The 22609-nt window shown below is 70.4% G+C and carries 15 protein-coding genes; 7 read left to right on the top strand and 8 right to left on the bottom strand.

Annotated elements, in window-relative coordinates; all coding sequences use genetic code 11:
- The first annotated feature begins 131 nt into the window (after positions 1–131).
- Positions 132–3986 carry an FtsK/SpoIIIE domain-containing protein gene (locus ABD912_RS09950; protein ID WP_345150466.1) on the top strand — a complete coding sequence of 1285 codons (3855 nt, stop codon included), beginning with the start codon at positions 132–134 and terminating at the stop codon, positions 3984–3986.
- A 130-nt stretch (positions 3987–4116) separates the two neighbouring features.
- On the opposite strand, the gene ABD912_RS09945 is transcribed toward ABD912_RS09950, so the two are convergent.
- Together ABD912_RS09945 and ABD912_RS09940 are read right to left on the bottom strand one after the other, a co-directional pair.
- A complete protein-coding gene (locus ABD912_RS09945) occupies positions 4117–5154 on the bottom strand; it encodes an Ig-like domain-containing protein (RefSeq protein WP_345150465.1) in 1038 nt (345 codons plus the stop codon).
- A 312-nt stretch (positions 5155–5466) separates the two neighbouring features.
- The gene (locus ABD912_RS09940; RefSeq protein ID WP_345150464.1) at positions 5467–5754 is read right to left on the bottom strand and encodes a hypothetical protein; all 288 of its coding nucleotides are present in this window, start codon (positions 5752–5754) and stop codon (positions 5467–5469) included.
- 412 nt (positions 5755–6166) lie between these two features.
- On the opposite strand from ABD912_RS09940, the gene ABD912_RS09935 reads away from it, so the two are divergent.
- Complete coding sequence (locus tag ABD912_RS09935) at positions 6167–6415, top strand: WhiB family transcriptional regulator (RefSeq protein WP_345150463.1); 249 nt, start codon at positions 6167–6169, stop codon at positions 6413–6415.
- Positions 6416–6679: 264 nt separating this feature from the next.
- Positions 6680–8749 (top strand): Stk1 family PASTA domain-containing Ser/Thr kinase, encoded by a 2070-nt coding sequence (gene pknB / locus ABD912_RS09930; RefSeq protein WP_345150462.1) that lies wholly within the window; start codon positions 6680–6682, stop codon positions 8747–8749.
- A 99-nt stretch (positions 8750–8848) separates the two neighbouring features.
- Here pknB and ABD912_RS09925 read toward each other — a convergent pair whose 3' ends face one another.
- Complete coding sequence (locus ABD912_RS09925; RefSeq protein ID WP_345150461.1) at positions 8849–10243, bottom strand: class II 3-deoxy-7-phosphoheptulonate synthase; 1395 nt, start codon at positions 10241–10243, stop codon at positions 8849–8851.
- 99 nt (positions 10244–10342) lie between these two features.
- Positions 10343–11251 carry a lysophospholipid acyltransferase family protein gene (locus ABD912_RS09920; RefSeq protein ID WP_345150460.1) on the bottom strand — a complete coding sequence of 303 codons (909 nt, stop codon included), beginning with the start codon at positions 11249–11251 and terminating at the stop codon, positions 10343–10345.
- A 133-nt stretch (positions 11252–11384) separates the two neighbouring features.
- Between ABD912_RS09920 and ABD912_RS09915 the strand changes: the two genes are divergently transcribed.
- The 3 genes from ABD912_RS09915 (at position 11385) to ABD912_RS09905 (ending at position 14773) form a co-directional block, all read left to right on the top strand.
- Complete coding sequence (locus tag ABD912_RS09915; protein WP_345150456.1) at positions 11385–12185, top strand: alpha/beta hydrolase; 801 nt, start codon at positions 11385–11387, stop codon at positions 12183–12185.
- A complete protein-coding gene (locus ABD912_RS09910; protein ID WP_345150454.1) occupies positions 12178–12678 on the top strand; it encodes a hypothetical protein in 501 nt (166 codons plus the stop codon). The genes ABD912_RS09915 and ABD912_RS09910 overlap by 8 nt, the downstream gene beginning before the upstream one ends.
- Before the next feature lie 286 nt (positions 12679–12964).
- Positions 12965–14773 (top strand): AMP-dependent synthetase/ligase, encoded by a 1809-nt coding sequence (locus ABD912_RS09905; protein WP_345150452.1) that lies wholly within the window; start codon positions 12965–12967, stop codon positions 14771–14773.
- Positions 14774–14897: 124 nt separating this feature from the next.
- Here the strand turns inward: ABD912_RS09905 and ABD912_RS09900 are convergent, their stop codons facing one another.
- Complete coding sequence (locus ABD912_RS09900; protein WP_345150450.1) at positions 14898–16379, bottom strand: nucleotide-binding protein; 1482 nt, start codon at positions 16377–16379, stop codon at positions 14898–14900.
- 235 nt (positions 16380–16614) lie between these two features.
- Complete coding sequence (locus tag ABD912_RS09895; RefSeq protein ID WP_345150448.1) at positions 16615–20070, bottom strand: pyruvate carboxylase; 3456 nt, start codon at positions 20068–20070, stop codon at positions 16615–16617.
- A gap of 313 nt (positions 20071–20383) precedes the next feature.
- On the opposite strand from ABD912_RS09895, the gene ABD912_RS09890 reads away from it, so the two are divergent.
- Complete coding sequence (locus ABD912_RS09890) at positions 20384–21214, top strand: ParA family protein (RefSeq protein WP_345150761.1); 831 nt, start codon at positions 20384–20386, stop codon at positions 21212–21214.
- A 112-nt stretch (positions 21215–21326) separates the two neighbouring features.
- Here ABD912_RS09890 and ABD912_RS09885 read toward each other — a convergent pair whose 3' ends face one another.
- Both ABD912_RS09885 and ABD912_RS09880 read right to left on the bottom strand, forming a co-directional pair.
- Complete coding sequence (locus ABD912_RS09885) at positions 21327–21902, bottom strand: MerR family transcriptional regulator (RefSeq protein WP_345150760.1); 576 nt, start codon at positions 21900–21902, stop codon at positions 21327–21329.
- Between the two features lie 222 nt (positions 21903–22124).
- On the bottom strand, positions 22125–22607 hold the full coding sequence (locus ABD912_RS09880; protein ID WP_345150446.1) for a bifunctional nuclease family protein: 483 nt from the start codon (positions 22605–22607) through the stop codon (positions 22125–22127).
- Between the last annotated feature and the right edge of the window lie 2 nt (positions 22608–22609).

The raw sequence follows: 22609 nt of genomic DNA, 5'->3' as shown, positions 1-22609 counted from the left end.
TGCGCTTACACAATCACCAATCAAATCCTGTGGACAACGGACGGGCCATCCACATTCTCGGCCCGCAACGCCGCAGCACGTTCACCGCGTGGTTACCGTCGGATCCACGCCAGCCTCGCGGAAGGATGATGATGGCCCTCCACCTGAGCCTGCCCGGCATACGCTCGGCCGACCCCGCCCTGCGCCAATTCGACGTGTTTGGCCCACCCGGATTGTCCGGGAAGGCGCTCGCCGAGTTTTTGGCCAACGACACCCCCGGCATCCGGTGGCATGCCGGGGACACCCCCCTGTCCGAGTTCCCAACTCTCCCCTCCGACGGGCACCTGCTGCTCACCCCCGCCGCGGTCAGTGGGCCCGTTCCCGCCACGCCTGCCCCCGTGTGGCTGCTGGTGGAGGAAGGCCCCGACAGCGGAGCGGCACGGCCGCTGCCGCGCGGAACGCATCGGATCGGCCGGCACGAGTGCGACGTCACGGTGGCCGATCCAACCGTCTCCCGCCACCATGCCGACCTGGTGGTCGATGGGCGCTCCATGACCCTCCATGAGCAGGGCACGGACCCCCTGCGTCCCCTCGGCGCGTCTCCGCCCCTAGCCGTTGGCGACCGCTTCAGGCTCGGCTCGACGACGTTCCGGATCGCCGCACCGGCACAAGGCCTTCCCTCCGCCGGATGGCCCCTGCCCCCATTGACCGTGGACGGCGTCACCGGGGCGGGACGGCCCGTCCTTGCACTCCTTGGCGCCGTGCTGCCGCTGCTGATCGGCGCAGCCCTGGTCGCGGCGACCGGGTCCTGGCTGTTCCTGGCCTTCGGCGCCGTCGGCCTGGCGACCGGGGGCATCCCGGCGGCGGCAGACCTGCGGGCACGTCACCGGTTCAGGAAACGGCTCCGTGCGGCAGCGGAACAGGACCGTGCCCGCCTGGAATCCCTTGCGCCCTCCCTCGGCACGCTGGTGCTGGGCCTGTCGGAAGCCGCACGCACCGCGGTCCCGTCCCCGGCGTTGCGCGCCGCCGATTCGGTGCCCCTACGCGTGGGCCGCGGCGAGGCAGCGGCCAACGTTTCCGTCGCGGGCGGCCCCGCTCCGCCACCGGTGCGCTTGGAAGCCTGTCCCGTACTCGTCGTACTGAGGGCAGGATCCGTCGTGGCCGTGACCGGAACCCCCGCCGCAGCGGTCGCCGCCCTTCGGGCCTTGGTATTCCGCATGGCGGTGGCCGTCCACGACGCCGGCTGGCAGCTTCTGCTCGCCGGTCCGGCGAGCGCCTTCCCGGCGTCGCTGCGCAGGCATCCGCACGTTGACCTGGTCCGTTCCCCGGACGATCTGGCCAGGCTGCCGCACGACGGCGCCCCCGCCGTCGTGGTCCTGACCGTCCCTTCGCCGCAGTGGCTGGGCCCTTGCCTGGCCCTGGCCGACGAGCGGCGCATCGCCCTGCTTTCCCTCGACCCGGACGGCGCGCTCCCGGCACAGGGGCGGATTTCCCCGGACGGCGGGTGGCTGGAGGAGGGCAATGAACCGCGCGCGGCGGCACGGCGCCGCGTGGCGGTGGACGGCATGTCGTTCCGGACGATGGACGAGGCGTGCCGGTCCACGGCGGCCGACGGACCGGAACCCGTCCTCAGCCGTCCGGACGTAGCGGACCCGAGCCTCCCGAAGCCACGGACCACAGGCTCGGTGGCCGCCGCGGCCGGTGTTCCCGGGACAGGTTCATCGGCATCCTCGCTGCTGGTGAGGTTGGGCCGGAGGGAGGAAGCGCCGGGCGCGCACCTGGGGCTCGATCTGGTGTCAGACGGGCCGCACCTGCTGGTGGCCGGCACCACCGGCTCCGGGAAATCGGAACTGCTCAAGACACTCCTCCTCGAGCTGGCAAGGGCCTATCCGCCCGCCGAGGTGGGTTTCTTGCTGGCCGACTTCAAGGGCGGTGCCGCCTTCTCGGCCTTCCGGGCGCTCCCCCACGTCCAAGCACTCATCACCGACCTGGACGCGGAGACGGCCCGTCGCACCCTGGAGTCCCTTCGTGCCGAACTCGTCCGAAGGGAGCGGCTGCTGGCCGAATGGGGAGCGGCGGACTATGCCGCGTACCGGGGCATTCCTGAACCCCACCCACCCGTGCTGCCCCGCCTGGTGGCGGTGATCGACGAATTCCGCGTGCTGGCCGAAGAGGTGCCGGAAGCCCTGACCGAACTTGCCCGGTTGGCCGCTGTGGGACGTTCCCTCGGCGTGCACCTGGTGCTGGCCACCCAACGCCCGCAGGGCTCCGTGACCGCGGATCTGCGGGCGAACCTGAACGCCGTTGTCTGCCTCCGGGTCCTGGCTCCCTTCGATTCGGTCGATTTGCTGGGGACCGCGGCCGCGGCGGAAATCCCCGTGGATGGTCCCGGGCAGGGCTACGTGCGCCGGGGCGGGGAGCCGCCAGTTCGGTTCCGCGCCCTTCGCTCCGTCACCGCGGCACCGGAGTGGTCCCTGGTGGAGGTCGGCCCCGACCTGGACACACGCAGCAAGCCCCGACGGATTCCGGCCCCGGTGACCGGCACCGTTCCTGCCGTAGGCGACCATGCAGGAAACGACCCGCTCAAGGAGGCCGTGGCGGCCCTGGCCCGCGACTTTTCCGCCGCGGACCGGCCACCGTCGCCTTTTGCCCCGCCGCTGCCAGACGTTCTGGCGGGTATTCCCCGACGCTTCCTGCCTGACGCGCCCCCGGCCGCCGTGCCCTTGGGCCTCGCCGATCAGGTGGGCGAACAGCGTCTGCAACTCTTCGCGTGGTCCCCGCGCTCGCAGCGCCGGATGGCGATCGTCGGTGGGCCGTCGGGCGGAGGGGCCGCCTTCGTTCGCCGACTCGTCGAGGGCGCCGCGAGGGTGGAGCCGGAGTGCCACGTCTATGTGCTGGACGGCGCACTGTCCTGTCCGGGGGTTGCAGATCTTCCGAGGGTCGCGGGCTACATCGAGCCGACCGAGCCCGAGCGGATCTCCGGGATGCTGGACCTGCTTGAGAAGGCCCCCGGAGACAATGGCCCGGGCGCCGCCCGGGTGCTGGTGCTGACGGGCCTCGCCGCATGGGCAGCGGTGCTCGGCCCCGCCGGCATGCCCCGGTTCGAGGATCGGCTCGCGGGTTTGGCCCGTTCGGCCGATGGACCCACGGTCGTAGCGGCCGGGGACCGGGACGTGGCGTCCTCACGCGTCTTCGCCCTCGCGGAGCATCGCCTCTACCTGCCGTTTGGGCTCGGACCGGAAACCACCGTGCTGTGGCCCCGCCTGCGGAAGGTGCGCCGTGTCCCTGGCCGCGCGGTCTGGACCGGCCCGGGGCTGCCCGACGACGGCGTGGCCGTGCAGCTTCTCGGTGCGCTTCCGGCAGGCGCGGCGGAGCCCAGCCCGGCGCCGCCGGCACGGCTGCCCTTGGCGGCCTGCCGACCGCTGCCACGCCTCGTCTCAGGCGGCGACCTGTTGCGGGATCCCCGGGTGACAGTGTCAGGGGCCACCCCGCGGGACGTGCCCAAGGGCTACTTGCTGGGGATCATCGGCCCAGACAACCGGCCGTGGACCTGGAACCCGGGCCGGGTGGACCTGGTGCTTGGGCGCCCAGGCAGCGGCAAGACGGCCGCCCTGAGGTTCCTTCAGGCCAGCCTCGGAGCGTCGGCCACATGGGTCGACCCGTCGGAAGGGGCCGGGTGCCGGTCCTCGGCGGACAGCGTTCCTTCGGTCGTGCTGGTCGACGACGCCGCCGATCTCTCCGCGGATCAGCGGGCACGGGTCGAGCAGTGGCATCGGGCGGGCTCACGGGTGGTCCTTGCCGCCGCTCCGGGACCGCGGCTGTTCGTCGACCTGCCGCTGGCGGCCGCGGCGCGGGCCGCGGAGTCGGTCCTGGTGCTTAATCCGCGCTCGCCGACGGACGCGGACCTGGTGGGCTGGCGCGTCGAACAGCTGCCCCGCGACATTCCGGGACGCTGCGTCGTGATGGTGGGCGGGGTCCAGCGGCAGGTCCAGTGCGCCTACCCCTAAATGAAAAATTCCTCATGCGGTCCGGAAGCTGTTCATGCCGAACAGCCCGGACGGGCACGTCCAGCCACACGCAAGCCGCTATGCAGTCTTGCAGGGGTGGCTGTGCCCATCCGGACGAAGCGGTCTCCGGTCAGGGAGCGGGGTTGGCCTGCTTGAGGGTGGCGGGGCCATATCTGGTGTCGCCGAGGTACTCGGCCCGGATCAGGCCGGGCATGTAGATGGAGGTTGTGGCCACTCCCGCAACCAGCTTCACCGGCAGTCCGGCCCTGTAATCTCCGTCGTAAAACTGCACGTATCCCGCTGGCACCCGTCCCCCGGGCTTTGCGGCCCGAACGGTGGCTGACACTGTGGGCGAAAGTTCAGATTCAGACCGGTCAACCGTGAAGGAGCCAGTGGCCTTTTCAGCCTGGGCCGGCGAATTAACGGTAAGGAGGAAGGGCTTGGATTCGGATGGCAGATAGTGAATGAAGGGTTCGAAAGCGGCGGTGATCTTGTGCGTCCCGACGGGCAGGTAGCCAACCGTCAGGGAGGATTCCCATCCCGCGGACCCGGGCCTGCTGATTCCTTCGCCGATCCATTCCCCGTCCGCATAGAACTGGACCGGCCCGTCAGCGTTGCCGGTTTGGGGCCGGCCCGAGGCGGTGGCGATCTGCGCCCGGAGGGTGACCGGCTCACTGACGGTGATGCTGCGCTTGTCCACCGTCAGGGCGGTCTTGGTGTCTGGGCCCGTCCAGACGTCGTAGGTGAAAGTCTGCCTGACCGGCTTGTAGTTCCTGTCCCCGGAGTAGGCGACGGTGTAGGAGCGCTTCCCGACCTTGACGGGAGTGATGTACGGCCGGACCTCGTCTTCCCCGCCCGTCAGGGTGCGGACGTACGGCTTCGCGCCGCGTTCGTCCAGGGTCAGGGTGAACTTCCCGGTCGGCATAGCCGGCGCGTCCGCCGGGATTCCGGTGAACCAGTTGACGACCTCGACCGGGTTGCCGACGAAGGCCCACGTGGGCTCGTCCAGATGAGAATGGATCCCCACTTGGAGCCGGTCGTCGGTACCTAGCGGACCTGCTTGCGACGGCGCAGCCGGCGCCACGGTGAATGCGGCCGCCAAGGCCACGATGAGGACGAGAATGAGCGGGATCCGGCGTCCGGCCCCCCGAACGGCTATAGGTTGCATCGGTTCTCCTTCAGAACGCGGGAACGGTGTCCCCTGAATCTGCCGGGGACGAGTGCCCGATTCATCGGCCGTACCGGCCGGACTGCGTCCAGAAGCCGGCATATGTGGCCGGGAATATCCCGTCTCCGCACTGTCCAGTAACCGATATTCCCTGCTGTCCGAAAACAAGAAAAACAGGGCAGCGCTTACGCTGTGAACGCCGCCCGGCACAGGCTAGGGTTGGGTCGGTTCGAGCGGGGCCGCCTATCGCGGCCCGGCCGATGCGCAGGTCCCCACCCGCTCCGCCTCGTGGCGATCATCGACGAGTGCCGGCTACGGCCGGGTGCCCGGTGAAGCTGAGGCGTTCCGGTCCCCGAAGAAGGCGGTGGCCTTGGGATCAAAAAGCAGCAGGAAGATCGCGGCCGCGGGAATCAGCAGTCCCAGGCCGACCAGGGGCATGCCGCCACTGAAGAAGGACACCGCGAAGATGACCTGGAAGACCTGCCAAGCGAGTGCGGCGGCTCGCGTCCAGGCCTTGCCGCGGAACAGGAAGTGCCCCACGAGGAACTGCCAGGCGGCCGCGGCCAGCAGCAGGAAAAGCATGAAGATGCGCCCGCCCATATTGACGGGGCCTTCTTGCCCCATGGACAGTAGGTACCACACGGCCGCCACCAGCACCCCGAGTCCCTCAAGGACAAGTAGTAGGGCGATTGCCGTAACGGAAACCGGGCGTGCGGGCCGAGCGGGAAGTTCTGGAGTCACCCGCAAAACCTACCGCGTTGACCCATGGCGTGGACAAACAGCCTGGCCGGAAAAGCCAAACGCCCAGATGGCGAGGAGGTTGGCCTGTGATGAAAACCTCACACTTTAACGGTGAATTCGCAGTCAATCCCCCTTGTTTACGTGAACGTAACATGAAAGCCTATTTTGGCAGTTGGGGAGGGAGCACGTGTAGCTCCCTTTTCTTCTGCCACCCCGCCGGCCGTTCACCGCGGGAACCCACCCCCCAAACCCCCAAGGAGCATCAACAAGCATGGATTGGCGTAGTCGTTCGGCCTGTCTGGACAAGGATCCCGAGCTGTTCTTCCCCGTGGGCAACACGGGGCCGGCACTGCTCCAGATCGAAGAAGCCAAGAGCGTGTGCCGTCGGTGCCCCGTTATCGATACCTGCCTCCAGTGGGCCATCGAGAGCGGCCAGGACGCCGGCGTGTGGGGCGGTATGAGCGAAGACGAGCGTCGCGCACTGAAGCGCCGCGCCGCCCGTGCCCGCCGCGCCTCCTAACAGCAGAAAGCGTCCGGATGGCAGCCATTCCCCCGGCTGTCCACCAGGAACCAGCACAGCTCCCCGAAGGGGGCCGGACCGCACCCGCGGACCGGCCCCCTTCAGCGTTCCCCTTGGTTGCCTCCGCACCGCCGCTGCGGCACCGCCCAGGGGGCTGGGCTTGAGGCCCCCGGACCGGCTCCCCCACCGCGCCGCCACGGCCCCTGCCTGTGAATCGGGCCCCATAGATTCGGCTCCTCCAGCTTCACTCGATACCATCTAACAGTGACGGAACAAGCGATCGACCCACTCGTGGGCAGCAGGGTGGACGGCCGGTACCAGGTGAAGCGCCGACTGGCCCGCGGCGGCATGTCCACCGTCTACCTGGCCACCGACCTGCGCCTGCACCGCGACGTCGCGCTCAAGGTCCTGTACCCGCACCTGGCGGAGGACCCCGCCTTCCTCAAGCGCTTCGAGGCCGAGGCCATCACCGCCGCCCGGCTCTCCCACCCCCACGTGGTCAGCGTCCTGGACCAGGGCGTGGACGGCCACCTGGCCTACCTCGCCATGGAGTACGTCCAGGGCCGGACCCTGCGTGACCTGCTGGACGAACGCGGCCACCTGGCCCCGCGCCAGGCCCTGGCCCTGATGGACCCGGTCATCGAGGGGCTGGCCGCCGCGCACGCGGCCGGGCTGGTACACCGTGACATGAAGCCCGAAAACGTGCTGCTCTCCGACGAGGGTCGGGTCAAGGTGGCGGACTTCGGGCTGGCCCGCGCAGCCACCGGCCACACCGCCACGGGCAACCTGGTGGGCACGGTCGCCTACATCTCCCCCGAACTGATCACCGGCGAGCCGGCGGACGCCCGCAGCGACATCTACGCCGTGGGCATCATGCTCTACGAGCTGCTGACCGGCCGCCAGCCCTTCTCCGCCGAATCCCCCATCCAGGTCGCCTTCCAGCACGTCAACGAGTCCGTCCCGGCTCCCTCCGCCGCCCTGCCGGGCCTGGCCTCGGACCTGGACGAGCTGGTCGAGTGGTGCACGGCCAGGGACCCGGAGGGCCGCCCGCGGGACGCCGGGGCGCTGCTGGGCGAACTGCGCCACATCCGCACCACCCTCACCGACGAGCAGCTGGACTTCGGCGCGGCAGGCACCGCCGCGGCCGACCTCGGCCAGGTCGGCTCCGCCACCCAGGCCATCCCGACCGGCAGCGACGCGACCAGCGTCATCGCCGACCTGCAGCACGGCGCCACCCGCGCCTATCCGCGCCCCGTCCTGCCGGCCGGGATCTCCGAGGACGGCAACGACGAGGAGAACGACGACGCCGCGGAGGACACCGACGAGCACGAGGGCGCTGCGCTGTCCCCGCGCGCGGCGGCCCGTGTGGCCCGCCGCGACGAGAAGGCCGCCCGCAAGGAGTGGGCCCGCGAGGCCCAGCGCCCGCTGGAGAAGCTGGAACCCTCCCGCTCGCGCGCCCGCGGCTGGATCCTCACCGCCGTGCTCCTGTTCGTCGCCGCCCTGCTGGCCGTCGCCGGCTGGTTCTTCGGAATGGGCCCGGGAGCCCCGGTGAACATCCCCTCCCTCGGGGGGCGGACCGCCGCGGCCGCCGTGCAGGAGCTCGCCGCCCTGGGCGTGGACTCCAGCCAGCGGCAAATCTTCGACGAGAAGGTCGAAAAGGGCCTGGTGGTGGGCAGCGAACCCTCCGCCGGCACGCAGATCCGCCGCTACGAGGACGTCCGGCTCCTGGTGTCCAAGGGCCCCGAGCTGTTCGCGGTGCCCAACATCGTGGGCCGCACCCCCGACGACGCCGAAAAGGCGCTGCGCGACGCGAACCTGGAGCTGGGCAAATCCAGCCGCGCCTACAACGAATCCGTGGACGCGGGCCTGGTGGTCTCCCAGGCCACCGCCCCGGACAAGGAGGTCCGCCGCGGCACCGAGGTCAACATCGTCGTCTCCCGCGGCCCAGCCCCTGTCAAGGTCCCGGACATCGAGGACATGGACTCCGCCGAGGCCGAACGCACGCTTGCGGCCGCCGGGCTGAAGGGCAAGGTCGCCGGCGAGGAGTTCAGCCGGCGGATCCCCAAGGGCACCGTCATCTCCCAGGACCCCGACGGCGGGAAGGTCGACCGCGGCTCGACCATCGGGTACGTGGTGTCCAAGGGCCCGCGCATGATCGAGGTCCCGAACGTCGTCGGCGAGGATGTCGACGACGCCGAGGAGATCCTGGAGGACCTGGGCTTCGAGGTCGAGATCAACGAGGTCCTCGGCGGCTTCTTCGAGACCGTCCGCGACCAGGACCCGCGCTCCGGCACCGCGCCGGAAGGATCCACCATCACCCTGACGGTGGTCTAGGAGCGCAGACCCCATACAACGACGGCGGCCCGTTGCCTTTCGTAAGCGAAAGGCAACGGGCCGCCGTCGTGCTGTTCCGGCTGCTTGTCCCGGCTGGGGCTAGGCGCGGCCGCCGCGCTTGGCCAGCGCGCCGGAGACCAGGAACCCCATCTCCAGGGACTGGCGGTGGTTCAGGCGCGGATCGCAGACGGACTCGTAGAGGTCGTCGAACTGCTCCTCGCGGATCGGGTCCGCGCCGCCCAGGCACTCGGCGACGTCGTCGCCGGTCATCTCCACGTGCAGGCCGCCCGGGTAGGTGCCCAGCGCGTCGTGCACCTCGAAGAAGCCGCGGACCTCGTCCATGACGTCCTCGAAGTTGCGCGTCTTGTAGCCGTTGTGGCTGGTGACGGTGTTGCCGTGCATCGGGTCGGTCACCCAGAGCACCTGGGCGCCGGAGGCGGTGACCTTCTCCACCAGGTTCGGCAGCTTCTCGCGGATGTTCTTCGCGCCCATGCGGCTGATGAAGGTCAGGCGGCCCGGCTCGCGGTTCGGGTCCAGCTTGTCGATCAGCGCCAGCGCGTCCTCGGGGGTGCTGTTCGGGCCCAGCTTGACGCCGATCGGGTTGCGCACGCGGGAGAGGAAGTCCACGTGGGCGCCGTCCAGCTGGCGGGTCCGCTCCCCGATCCACAGGAAGTGGGCGGAGGTGTCGTACGGCAGCCCGGTGCGGGAGTCGGTGCGGGTCAGCGCGCGCTCGTAGTCCAGCAGCAGCGCCTCGTGCGCGGAGAAGAACTCGGTGCGCTTGAGTTCGTCGAAGTCGGCCCCGCAGGCGCTCATGAAGCGGATCGCGCGGTCGATTTCCGCGGCCAGCGACTCGTAGGCGGCGTGCGCCGGGTTCTCGGTGAAGCCCTTGTTCCAGTTGTGCACCGAGCGCAGGTCGGCGAAGCCGCCCTGGGTGAACGCGCGGATGAGGTTCAGCGTGGACGCCGCGGTGTTGTATGCCTTGACCAGGCGGGCCGGGTCGTGGCGGCGGGATTCCTCGGTGAACTCGTAGCCGTTGACGATGTCCCCGCGGAAGGCCGGCAGGGTCACCCCGTCGCGGGTCTCGGTGTCGGAGGAGCGCGGCTTGGCGAACTGCCCGGCCATGCGGCCCATCTTGATCACGGGCATGGAGGCGCCGTAGGTGAGCACCACGGCCATCTGCAGGATGGTCTTCACGCGGGCGCTGATCTTGTCCGCGGTGGCATCGGCGAACGTTTCGGCGCAGTCGCCGCCCTGCAGCAGGAAGGCCTTGCCCTGGGCCGCGGCGGCGAGGCGCTCGCGCAGGATGTCGACCTCGCCGGCGAACACGAGCGGGGGCAGCTTGGAGAGTTCCTTGATGGCGGCGTCGTGGGCGGGGGTGCCGTGCCAGCTCGGCTGCTGCTGGATCGGCAGCGTGCGCCACACGTCCAGACCGGGATCGAGGGCAGGGCCGGCGTTGCCGACCGGGGCAGTGGGGGCGGAGGTTAGCTCAGTCACCCTTAAAGGGTAGTCTCCCCGGCCCGGCCCCTCCGCATCCGGCGTAAAGCCCGGCCGCGGCAGGTTAACAGACGACCCTCCACCGTGTTAGGAAGCCGCCTAGGACGCTGCGCCGGCGTCCTGGCCCTCGCCCGTGGCGGCATCGGGCCCGGGGCGCTCGGGCTGGGCCCCGTCGGCCTTGGCTTGACCGGCCGTGGCCTGCTCGGACGGGGTTTGCCCGGCTTGGGTGTGCTCGGCCTGGATGTGCCCGGTTTTGGCGTGGTCCGCCTTGGCCTGCTCCGCCTTGGCGTGCGCGGCCCTAGAATGCTCGGCCTTGGCCTGCTTCTTGGCGGCGGCGAGCTGGTTCTTCACGGTCTGGGCGTAGACGTCCACGTACTCCTGGCCGGACAGGCGCATCAGGGCGTACATGATCTCGTCCGTCACCGAACGCTGGACAAACCGGTCCTCGGCCATACCGGCGTAGCGGGAGAAGTCCAGCGGTTCGCCGATCACCATGCCCACCCGGCGGATGTTCGGAACGGTCTTGCCGATCGGCTGGACCTTGTCCGTGCCGATCATGGCCACCGGGATCACCGGAACTCCTGCGGCCAGGGCCAGCTTGGCTACCCCCAGCTTGCCCCGGTAGAGGCGGCCGTCGGGGCTGCGGGTGCCTTCCGGATAGATGCCCAGCAGCTTGCCTTCGCGCAGCACCTGCTCGCCGGCCCCCAGCGAGTCGGCGGAGGCCGTCCCGCCGGAACGGTCCATCGGCAGCTGGTTGCTCAGGCGGAAGAACGCGGCGGTCAGCTTGCCCTTGAGGCCCTTGCCCGTGAAGTAGTCGCTCTTGGCGAGGAAAACCACCGGGCGGTCCACCGCCACCGGCAGGAAGATCGAGTCGGACACGGAGAGGTGGTTGCTGGCAAGGATCGCCCCGCCCTCCGCGGGGATGTTGTCCATCCCCTTGACCCACGGCCTGAACAGCAAATTGACAAGCGGTGCAATGAAGATCCGCTTCATGATCCAGTAGAACACCAGTGTGCCTTCCACCCGTCCGGGAGCCGCCTGTAGCGGCGCGGCGACGCCGGGCACCGCGGTCGGTTACGCTCTACTTTAGGCACACATCAGCCCCGGGTCTCGCATCCTGAGGGCCCGCACGGGGAGAACCATGGACATCTTGCCGCAGCCGCCGCGGGAGCGCGACGCAGCCTTCCGGCGCGCAGGGTCCTCCCCCGACGCCGTGATGGTCATCCACGGCTTCACCTCCGGTCCGCGCAGCGTCCTGCCGTGGGCCGAGGCCCTGGCCGACGCCGGCTTCCCCGTCTCCGTCCCGCTGCTGCCCGGCCACGGGACCCGCTGGGAGGACCTGTCCCGGACCCCGCGCGATGCGTGGATCGCGGCGGTCGAGCGGGAGTTCGACGCCCTGCAGGCCACGCACCGCAGCGTGTTCGTCTGCGGCCTCTCGATGGGCGGCACGCTGGCGCTGCGGCTGGCCGCCGCCCGCGGCGTGGCCGGCGTCGTGGTGGCCAACCCGGCACTGACGTTCGCCAATCCGGCGGCGCGGTTCGCCGGGCTGCTGCACCGGGTGCGCCCGACGGTTCCGGCCATCGCCAACGACATCGCCCTGCCCGGCCAGGACGAGGGCGCCTATGCCCTGACCCCCCTGGCGGCCGTGCACCAGCTCGGGCTGCTGATGGCCGAGACGCGCGTGCTGCTGCCGCGCATCGACGCACCGGTGCTCGCCTACCGCTCCGCCGTGGACCACGTGGTGCCGGAATCGAGCATCGCCGCCCTGCGCGCCGGACTGGCCAGTGCGCCGCGGCAGAAGCGTGCGCTGCAGGTGCGCCCGCTGCCGAACAGCTACCACGTGGCCACCCTGGACCACGACGCCGCGACCCTGTTCTCGGGAACGGTCGATTTCATCAGATCCAACGGGTCCATAGCGCATGAGGAGGCCCACCGTGGCTGACAACGAGGCCGGCGACCGCCAACCCGGCCAGGCCGCCGACGACGCCGCTTGGCGCGACCTGGTCCGCCGGCTGGAGGAGACCCCTTCCGCTGCGGGCCCCGCCGAGCCCGGCGCGTTTCCCCCGGGCGGGGCACTTCCCACGGACGGCGCACGGTCCGGGGATCCGGCGCGCGACAGCGACGGCCCCGGGGAGGGCCCGGGTGCCGGCGACGACGCGGGCGGGCCCCGCGACTACGAGCTTCTTGAGGACGACGACGAGGGCTTCGTTCCGCCGGAACCGCCCGCGCTGGGTTCGGGGGAACCGGCCAAGGTCATGGCGTGGTGCGGGGCCGTCGGGGCCCCGCTGTTCCTGCTGCTGTTCACGCTGCTCTGGCGCGGCGTTCCGGGGCTGGTGCTGCTGGGCCTGGCCGCCGTCTTCCTGGCGGCGACCGGGTACCTGGTGTTCCGCATGCCGCGCGAGCGCAACGAGGGCGACGACGGCGCCCGCGTCTAGGCCCCCCGCGCCCCGGGTACGGACGGGCCGGGAGCGGAGGGGCCACGAGCGGTGCTTTGGCCCGCTCGCCGTTACCGAATCGCCATTACCTGCCAGTAGGGGGCCACTGGATTTCGTGACGCGTGCCACTAGGCTGGGGGGTGCGGGGCCTCAGGCCCCGCTGACCAGACCAGACGTGCACCCCGACCGCCGCAGCGCCGGCCCAGACAACACCAACACAGCCAACACAGCCAACACCGCCAACACCGCCAACACCGAGCAGGACAAACCAACCGAAGGAGCCGATGTGCGCGAGATCAGCGTTCCCCCACTGGTGACCAGCCCTCCGGAGACCAACGCCACGGATTTCGTCCTGCGGCAGGCCGCTTCCCCGGCCAACCCGGTGCTCTTCTCCCGGCCCGACGGCCAGGGCGGCTGGACCCCCGTGCGCGCCGTGGAATTCGCCGCCGATGCGTCCCTGCTGGCCAAGGGCCTCATCGCCAAGGGCCTGAACGCCGGAGACCGGGTGGGACTGATGGCCCGCACCCGCTACGAGTGGACCCTGGTGGACTTCGCCATCTGGTTCGCCGGGTGCGTCTCCGTCCCCGTCTACGAGACCTCCTCCCCCAGCCAGCTTGCCTGGATCCTGGGCGACTCCGCCGCCGTCGCCGCCGTCGTCGAGGGGCCACGGCACGAGGACGCCGTGCTCCTGGCCGCCCAGCAGGAAGGCCTGGGCGCGCTGCGCCACGTCTGGCAGATCGAGGGCGACGGCCTGGATGCGCTGCGGGAGGCCGGCGCGTCCGTCGGCGACGCGGAACTGGAGGAGCGTCGCGGGTCCCTCACCCTGGAGAGCCTGGCCACCATCATCTACACCTCCGGCACCACGGGCCGCCCCAAGGGATGCGAACTGACCCACTCCAACTTCGTGGAGCTGTCCGAGAACGCGCGCCTGGCCCTGCCCGAGGTCCTGGCCCCCGGCGCCTCGACCATCATGTTCCTGCCGCTGGCCCACGTGTTCGCCCGGTTCATCTCCGTGCTGGCCGTGGCCTCCGGGGTGAACGTGGCCCACACCCCGGACGTGAAGAGCCTGCTGCCTGACCTGCAAAGCTTCAGCCCGAGTTTCATCCTGGCCGTGCCGCGCGTGTTCGAGAAGGTCTACAACAGTTCCATGCTCAAGGCCGAGGACGGCGGCAAGGGCAAGATCTTCCACGCCGCCGCGAACACCGCCGTCGCCTGGTCCCGGGCCCAACAGGCCGGCAAGGTCCCGCTCCCGCTGGCGCTCAAGCACAAGATCTTCGACAAGCTGGTCTTCCACAAGATCCGCGAGGCCATGGGCGGGCGCGTGGAGTACGCGGTCTCCGGCGGCGCCCCGTTGGGCGAACGGCTGGGGCACTTCTTCCACGGCATCGGCGTCACCATCCTGGAAGGCTACGGCCTGACGGAAACCACCGCGCCGATCTCGGTGAACACCCCGGCGCTGATCAAGATCGGCACCGTCGGCGCGCCGCTTCCCGGCAACGCGGTGCGCATCGCCGACGACGGCGAGGTCCTCACCCGGGGCGTGTGCGTGATGCGCGGCTACCACCACCGCCCGGACCTGCAGGAGGAGACGTTCACCGACGGCTGGCTGCACACCGGGGACGTCGGCGAACTCGACGCCGACGGCTTCCTGCGCATCACCGGCCGCAAGAAGGAAATCATCGTCACCGCCGGCGGCAAGAACGTCATCCCGACCCTGCTGGAGGACCAGATCCGGGCCGACGTGCTGGTCTCCCAGTGCGTGGTGGTCGGCGACGGCCGCCCGTTCATCTCCGCCCTGGTCACCCTGGACGAGGAGGCGCTGCCGGGCTGGCTGGAGCGCCACCACCTGCCGGCCTCGACCTCCCTGAAGGAGGCCGCGGAAAATCCCGTGGTGCGCTCGGCGGTCGCCGGGATCATCGCCGCCGCCAACGAGTCCGTCTCCAACGCCGAGGCCATCAAGGAGTTCCGTATCGTCGCCACCGACTTCACGGAGGCCTCCGGCCACCTCACCCCGTCGATGAAGATCAAGCGGGCCCAGGTGCTCAAGGACTACGATGACATCCTCGAGGACATCTACGGGACCGTCCGCCGCTGACCGTCCGCTGTTGATCGACCGCTGTTGATCGACCCGGTACGACGGCGGCGGGCCGCCTTCCGGAAGGAAGGTGGCCCGCCGCCGTCGTCGTCGTCTTGCCGTGCGGTGCCGTGAGCTGCGGTGCCTAGCCCCGGAGCGAATCGGCCACCAGCGCGGCCAGTTCGTGGACCGCGTCGTGGGTGGCCGGGCGAAGCAGGGACAGGTCCACGCGGGAGCCCTCGGCCAGGTGCGGGTCGTAGGGCAGGCGCACCACGTGGGCCGCGCGGGTGCGGAAGTGCGCCTCGATCTCCTCGACGTTCACCGCCCGCCCGTTGTGCAGGGACTGGTTGATGACCACGATGGCCCGGGCGGCCAGGTCCTCGCGGCCGTGCGCCTCCAGCCAGGACAGGGTTTCGGAGGCCAGGCGGGCCTCGTCGACGCTGGCCCCGGACACCAGCACCACCGCATGCGCCTTCTCCAGCGTCCCCTTCATGACCGAGTGGACCATTCCGGTGCCCGAATCGGTCAGCACGATCGAATAGTACTTGGAGAGCAGGTCGGTGACAGCCCGGTAGTCAGCGTCGTCGAAGGCCAGGGCGACGTGCGGGTCCGGGTCGGAGGCGAGCACGTCCAGCCGGGAGCCCTCGCGGGCGGCATAGCTGGAAAGCTTGGTAAAGGAGTCCACCATGAACCGGTTCTGCACCAGCTGGCGGGCCGTGTGGCGGGCCTTGCCGGGCGAGCGGTCGCTGAGCGTGCCGCGGTCCGGGTTCGCGTCCAGGGCGATCACCCGGTCCTCGCGCCCCTGCGCCAGGGCCATGCCCAGCAGCGTGGTCACCGTCGTCTTGCCGACCCCGCCCTTGCGGGAGAGCACCGGCACGTAGCGGGTCCCCTCCCCCAGCGGCACGGCGATCCGGTTGGCGGTGATGCGCCGCAGCCGTTCGACGTCGGAGTCCCCGACGTTGACCCTGCCCATGGTCGCCCGGTACAGCCACAGCCGCCACCCGCCCACCGGCGGACGCACCCGCGGCTCCAGCAGCCGTTCCGCGGTCAGTGCGGCGGCCGGTTCCGGCGTGACGACGGCGCTGGGAGCAGCGGATTCGGACGGCTCGGTGCGGGAGCGCGTGGCGGCCTCGCGAGCCGGGAACTCGGTGGACCGCGGTGGGGAGGCATCCGGGGTGCGCAGGCCCTCCGGCTCCCAGGTGGCGATTTCCGGCTCACCTGCCGCAACGACGTCGTAGAGCGGCTCCAGCGACGGCGGCGACGGCGGGAGCGGAGGCAGCGGCGGCTCCGCGGGCCGTTGCGTGTCCGTCCCGGCGGCCGCCGGGGTGTCGGCGTGGGCGAAGGCGTCGTCGACCGAGGCCCCCAACGCCTCCAATTCCTCCAACTCCTGCAATCCCTCCAACTCCGGCAACGGGTCGTCGGAACCGGGCTGCTCCTCCTTGGAATGCGCCTCCCCGGAAGCGGCGGGCGGTGTTGCATCGGGTGGCGTTGGCGTGGATGCCGGTTCCACGGGCACCTGTTCCACCGGCACCCAGGCGCCCGCGTCCCCGGCGGCCGTCGGTGTCCGGTCCGGGACGGCAGGCTCCCCGCCCACCGGTTCCTTCGGCGCAGTGTTCTCTTGGCTCATGTAGTCCCCCTCGCTGTGGTCCCCCGCTCATCCGAGGACGGCATTCGACCATGTCAAGCATCACACTAGCGCACCGGTCAAGGCCGGAAAGGGAACCGGCGGCAGGGGGTTGAGACGCCAAAAGGGCGGGCGCACCGAGGTGCACCCGCCCCTTTGGCCCGGGTTTTTGTCCCGGGTTTGCGGCCTGTCAGGAGGGGCCGCGATCAGGCAGTGTTCCGATCAGGAATTGTTCCGATCAGGAGTTGCTCGGATCGATGACCACCAGCAGGTCTCCGCCCTGGACCTGGGCGATGCCGTCGATGGCGAGGCGGGAGACGGTGCCGGCGACGGGGGTGGTGATGCCGGCCTCCATCTTCATGGCCTCGATGGTCGCGACGTTCGCCCCGGCCTCGACGGTGTCCCCGACCTTGACGGTCGCGGTGACCGCCCCGGCGAAGGGGGCCGCGACGTGCCCGGCGTTGGACGCGTCGGCCTTTTCCGCGGACTTGACCGTGGACTCGACGTTGCGGTCCCGGACCGTGATGGTGCGTCCCTGCCCGTTGAGCGTGCACATCACGGTGCGCATGCCCTTCTCGTCCGGGTCGGAGATGGCCTGCAGGGTGACCAGCAGGCGCACGCCCTTGCCCAGCGGGATGACGTGCTCCTGGTTCTTGCGCATCCCGTAGAGGTAGTCGCGGGTGTGCAGGATGGACACGTCACCGAACTCGGCGACCGTCTTCTCGTAGTCCTTGGTCGGACCCGCGAAGAGCAGCCGGTTCAGGGTGGCCCGGCGGGTGGCCGAATCCGCGGCCAGGGCCTCGGAGTCCTCGGCGGAGAGTTCCTCCACGTGCGGGCGGATGGTGCGCCCGGCCAGGGCCTTGGTGCGGAACGGTTCGGGCCAGCCGCCGGCCGGGTCCCCGAGTTCGCCGGAGAGGAACTGGATGACCGAGTCCGGGATGTCGAACGCGGCCGGGTTGGCCTCGAACTCGTCCGGGTCCACGTTCATGCCCACCAGCTGCAGGGCCAGGTCCCCGACCACCTTGGAGGACGGGGTGACCTTCGTCGGGCGGCCCAGGATGCGGTTGGCCGCGGTGTACATGTCCTCGATGGCCTCGAAGCGCTCGCCCAGGCCCAGCGCGATCGCCTGCTGGCGCAGGTTGGACAGCTGCCCGCCCGGGATCTCGTGCCGGTAGACACGCCCGGTGGGGCCGGCCAAGCCGGACTCGAACGGCGCGTACATCGTGCGCACGGCCTCCCAGTACGGTTCCAGCGCGGCGGCGGCCTCGAGTTCGATGCCGGTGTCGCGCTCGGTGTTCGCCAGCGCGGCGACCAGTGCCGAGGCCGAGGGCTGGGAGGTGGTCCCGGCCATCGAGGCCGCGGCGACGTCCACCGCGTCCACGCCCGCGTCCACGGCTGCCAGCAGGGTCGCCAGCTGGCCGCCTGCGGTGTCGTGGGTGTGCAGGTGCACGGGCAGGTCGAAGCGCTCGCGCAGGGCGGTGACCAGGATCTTGGCCGCGGCCGGGCGCAGCAGGCCCGCCATGTCCTTGATCGCCAGGATGTGCGCGCCGGCGTCGACGATCTTCTGCGCCAGGTCCAGGTAGTACTCGAGGGTGTAGATGTCCTCGGCCGGGTCCAGGAGGTTCCCGGAGTAGCAGAGCGCGACCTCGGCCACGGCGGTGCCGGTGTCGCGGACGGCCTTGATGGCCGGGGCCATCTGGGAGACGTCGTTGAGGGCGTCGAAGATGCGGAAGATGTCGATGCCGGTGGCCGCGGCCTCCTTCACGAACGCGTCGGTGACCTCGGTCGGGTACGGGGTGTAGCCGACCGTGTTGCGGCCGCGCAGCAGCATCTGCAGCGGGATGTTCGGCAGGGCCCGGCGCAGCAGGGCCAGCCGCTGCCACGGGTCCTCGCCCAGGAAGCGCAGCGCGACGTCGTAGGTCGCCCCGCCCCAGACCTCCATGGAGAACAGCTGCGGCAGCGTGTGCGCATACGCCGGCGCGGCCGCGAGCAGGTCCCGGGTGCGCACCCGGGTGGCCAGCAGCGACTGGTGCGCGTCGCGGAACGTGGTGTCCGTGACCGCCACGGCCGTCTGTTCGCGCAGGGCGCGCGCGAAGCCCTCCGGGCCGAGTTCGAGCAGGCGCTGGCGCCAGCCGGCGGCCGGGGCCACCTCCACGGGCTCGTCGAACGGGGAGCGGAACGGCTCCTGGCGCTTGTCGCCCGGGAAGGAGGGCAGCTTCTCGCGCGGGTCGATCCCGTCGACGCGCGCGCCGTTGGGCTTGTTCACCGTGACGTCGGCCAGGAAGGACAGGGCCTTGGTGCCGCGGTCCTGGGAGCGGTTGCCCACCAGCAGGTCCGGGCGCGAATCGATGAAGTCGGTGGCCACGTCGCCTGCGATGAACTGCGGGTCATCGAGCACGTTCATCAGGAACGGGATGTTGGTGGCGACCCCGCGCACGCGGAACTCGGCCAGCGCGCGCCGGGCCCGGGCCACGGCCGCCTGGTAGTCCCGGCCGCGGCAGGTGAGCTTGACCAGCATCGAGTCGAAGTGCGGGGAGACCTCGGCGCCGGCGTAGATGGTTCCGCCGTCCAGGCGCACCCCGGACCCGCCCGCGGAACGGTACACGGTGATGGTGCCCACGTCCGGGCGGAACCCGTTGGACGGGTCCTCGGTGGTGATGCGGCACTGCAGGGCCGCGCCGCGGATGCGCAGGTCCTCCTGGCGGATGCCCAGGTCCTCCAGGGTTTCCCCGGCGGCGATGCGCATCTGCGCCTGCACCAGGTCCACGTCCGTGATCTCCTCGGTGACCGTGTGCTCGACCTGGATGCGCGGGTTCATCTCGATGAACACGTGCTGCCCGGCCCGCTCGCCCACGGTGTCCACCAGGAACTCCACGGTGCCGGCGTTCTGGTAGTTCAGCGCCTTGGCGAACTTGACCGCGTCCGCGTACAGGGCCTGGCGGATGTTCTCGTCCAGGTTCGGGGCCGGGGCGATCTCGATGACCTTCTGGTGCCGGCGCTGCAGCGAACAATCCCGCTCGAACAGGTGCACCACGTTCCCGGCCCCGTCGGCCAGGATCTGGACCTCGATGTGGCGCGGGCGCAGCACGGCCATCTCCAGGAACACGGTGGGGTCACCGAACGCGGTCCCGGCCTCGCGCATCGCCGCGGCCAGCGCCTCCGGCAACGCGTCGCGGGTGTCCACCCGGCGCATGCCGCGCCCGCCGCCGCCGGCAACGGCCTTGACGAAGATCGGGAACCCGATCTTGTCGGCCTCCCCGATCAGCCAGTCCACGTCCGCGCTCGGCTCCGAGGACGCCAGCACCGGGATCCCGGCCGCGCGGGCCGCCTTCAGCGCGGCGACCTTGTTGCCGGCCAGCTCCAACACCTCCGGAGGCGGGCCGATGAACGCGATCCCGGCATCGGCCGCGGCACGGGCCAGATCGGGGTTCTCCGACAGGAAACCGTAGCCCGGATAGATCGCATCCGCCCCGGCCTCCTTCGCGACCCGGACGATCTCATCAACGTCCAGGTACGCCCGGACCGGATGGCCCTCCTCACCGATCAGATACGCCTCGTCGGCCTTCTGGCGGTGGATCGAATTGCGGTCCTCGTTGGGGTAAACGGCAACCGTCTTGGCCCCGAGCTCGTAGCCGGCACGGAACGCACGGATGGCGATCTCGCCCCGGTTAGCCACCAGGATCTTGGAAAACATGGTGCTCCTGCGAAATGTTTTGTGGACAGGACGGCGCAAGGATTCCTCCTAGGGGAAGTCACCATTGACGCCAGGCGCAGCGGGTCTCGCTCGGCCTTGGGCATCAATGTACCGTGACAGGGCCCACAGCCCTAACAGGTTTCGTCGCCATTCGGAACATAAGGAAACGGCGCCCACTTGGGCGCCCTGCTCCCGGCCCGGCGTGGTGCCGCGCCACCGGATCCGGCGTGGCACGGGAGGGGCGCGCGTCCGCACTATGATATTTCGGGGAGCCGTTACAGGTAGCAACACAGATAAGGGCGTGATCCGTTCCGTGCAGGTAGTGAGCATCAGCAGCCTCAAAGGTGGCGTCGGCAAGACCTCGGTGACCCTGGGACTGGCTTCCGCGGCCCTTGCGGCAGGCATTCCCACCTTGGTGGTGGACCTGGACCCGCACGCGGACGCCAGCACCGGCCTGGGCGTGCGTCCCGAGGGCCGCACGGACATCGGGCACCTGCTCAAGAACGCCCGCCGCGGCGACATCGAGGCGGAGGCGGCACCGAGTTCCTGGCTCTCCCGGGCCGCGGGCGACGCCTCCCTGACCCGGCCTCCGGTACTGGACGTTGCCTTCGGGGCCGCCTTCACCGGCATCTACGACCGTCCCGACCTGCGGGCCCGGGACCTGCGCCGGCTTTCCACGCTGCTCTCGCGCACCTCCATCTATTCGCTGGTGCTGATCGACTGCCCGCCCTCGCTCAACGGCCTGACCCGGATGGCCTGGACCGCCAGCAACCGGGTGCTCCTGGTGGCCGAGCCCAGCCTGTTTTCGGTGGCGGGCACCGAACGGACCATGCGCGCGCTCGACCTGTTCCGTACCGAGTTCGCCCCGGACCTGGCCACGGCCGGCGTCGTGGCCAACCGCTACCGTCCCGCGTCGGCCGAACACCGGTACCGCCTCGATGAAATGCGGAGCATGTTCGGCACCTCGCTGCTCTCCCCCGTGATCGCCGAGCAGGCGAACTGGCAGCAGATCCAGGGTGCGGCCTACGCCGTGCACCACTGGCCCGGCGAGGCCGCCCGCACCGCGGCATCCCACTTCGACGAGCTGCTGCGCAACGTTACCGACTCGGGCAACCTGCGCAGCCGCGTCTCCGCCAAACGATAACCATCGCTTCGACCCGCCCCGGCGGGGGCCGGGCGGGAAAGTGCGGGCACGAAAAAACGGCGGGTGCTGCACCTAACGGTGCAGCACCCGCCGCCGATAGCGTGGGATGGCGTCAGCTGGCCGACTTCTTGGCGGCCCGGCGCCGGCTGAGTTCGTCCTCGGGGTAGGCGACCTCGGCGTGCTCGCTCGGCAGCTGGGCCAGGCTGCCCTCGACCTCGCGCCAAACGCGCCCGACGGCGATGCCGAAAACGCCCTGGCCGCCCTGGACCAGGTCGATGACCTCGTCGGCGGAAGTGCATTCATAGACCGACGCGCCGTCGCTCATGAGGGTGATCTGGGCCAGGTCCTCGATGCCGCGTTCGCGCAGGTGGCCGACGGCGGTGCGGATCTGCTGCAGGGACACCCCGGTGTCCAGCAGGCGCTTGACGACCTTCAGGACAAGGATGTCGCGGAAGCTGTACAGGCGCTGGGAGCCGGAGCCTTTTGCGCCCCGCACCGCGGGTTCGACGAGTCCGGTGCGGGCCCAATAGTCGAGCTGGCGGTAGGTGATTCCTGCCGCCTTGCAGACGATGGGGCCGCGGTAGCCGGCGCCCTCATCCAGTACCGGCAGGTCCTCGGTGAATAGCAGCCCTTGGTTGCTGCCGCTGGCAGTCGGCCCAGTGGCCGGCGATTCGCGCTGATCACGGATGTGAGTCACGTGAACCCTCCTTGTTGAAGCTCCCCCGAGGGGGCGGGGCCGGCCGGGGCGCCCAGCGACACGGAACGGGCGTATCCATCCAGTGTGCCAAGGCGGCGTCCGATCAGGCAATGGGAAACCTACTTCTTCGACGGTACGGCGCGGGTGGCCCCCCGTCAAAGACCTTCAACGTTTGGGATCTGGCGTGTCGCCCGGATGTCGCCGGCCCGTCACCTACTTGTCGAAGTCCTCCGGCTCGACCTCCGCGAGGAACTCGCGGAACTCGCGCAGTTCGGCCTCTTCACCCTCGCTCGAGCCGCCGTCCTCGCTGACCAGCACGCCGGCGTCGTCGAGGACCTCGTCCGCACACAGCAGCGGGCAGCCGACGCGCAGGGCCAGCGCCACGGCGTCGGAGGCTCGGGCGTCCACCTCGATCCCGCCCTCGAAGGCAAGCTGGGCATAGAAGACGGTTTCGCGGACGGAGACCAGGCGGGCCTCGAGCAGCGGGCGCCCGAGGGCCTTGATGACCGAGGCCAGCAGGTCGTGCGTCATCGGGCGCGGCGGCTGGATGCCCTGCTGGCTCATCGCGATCGCCGAGGCCTCGGGCGCCCCGATCCAGATCGGCAGGTGCCGGGGGCCCTCGGCCTCCTTGAGCAGCACCAGCGGCTGGTTCGACGGCAGCTCGATGCGCACACCGACAACTTCGAGTTTCCGCATGC

The organism is Arthrobacter ginkgonis, assembly GCF_039540195.1.
Taxonomy (GTDB): domain Bacteria; phylum Actinomycetota; class Actinomycetes; order Actinomycetales; family Micrococcaceae; genus Zafaria; species Zafaria ginkgonis.
The sequence above is the reverse complement of the archived record's forward strand: the minus strand, read 5'-3'. Positions and strand labels throughout refer to the sequence as shown.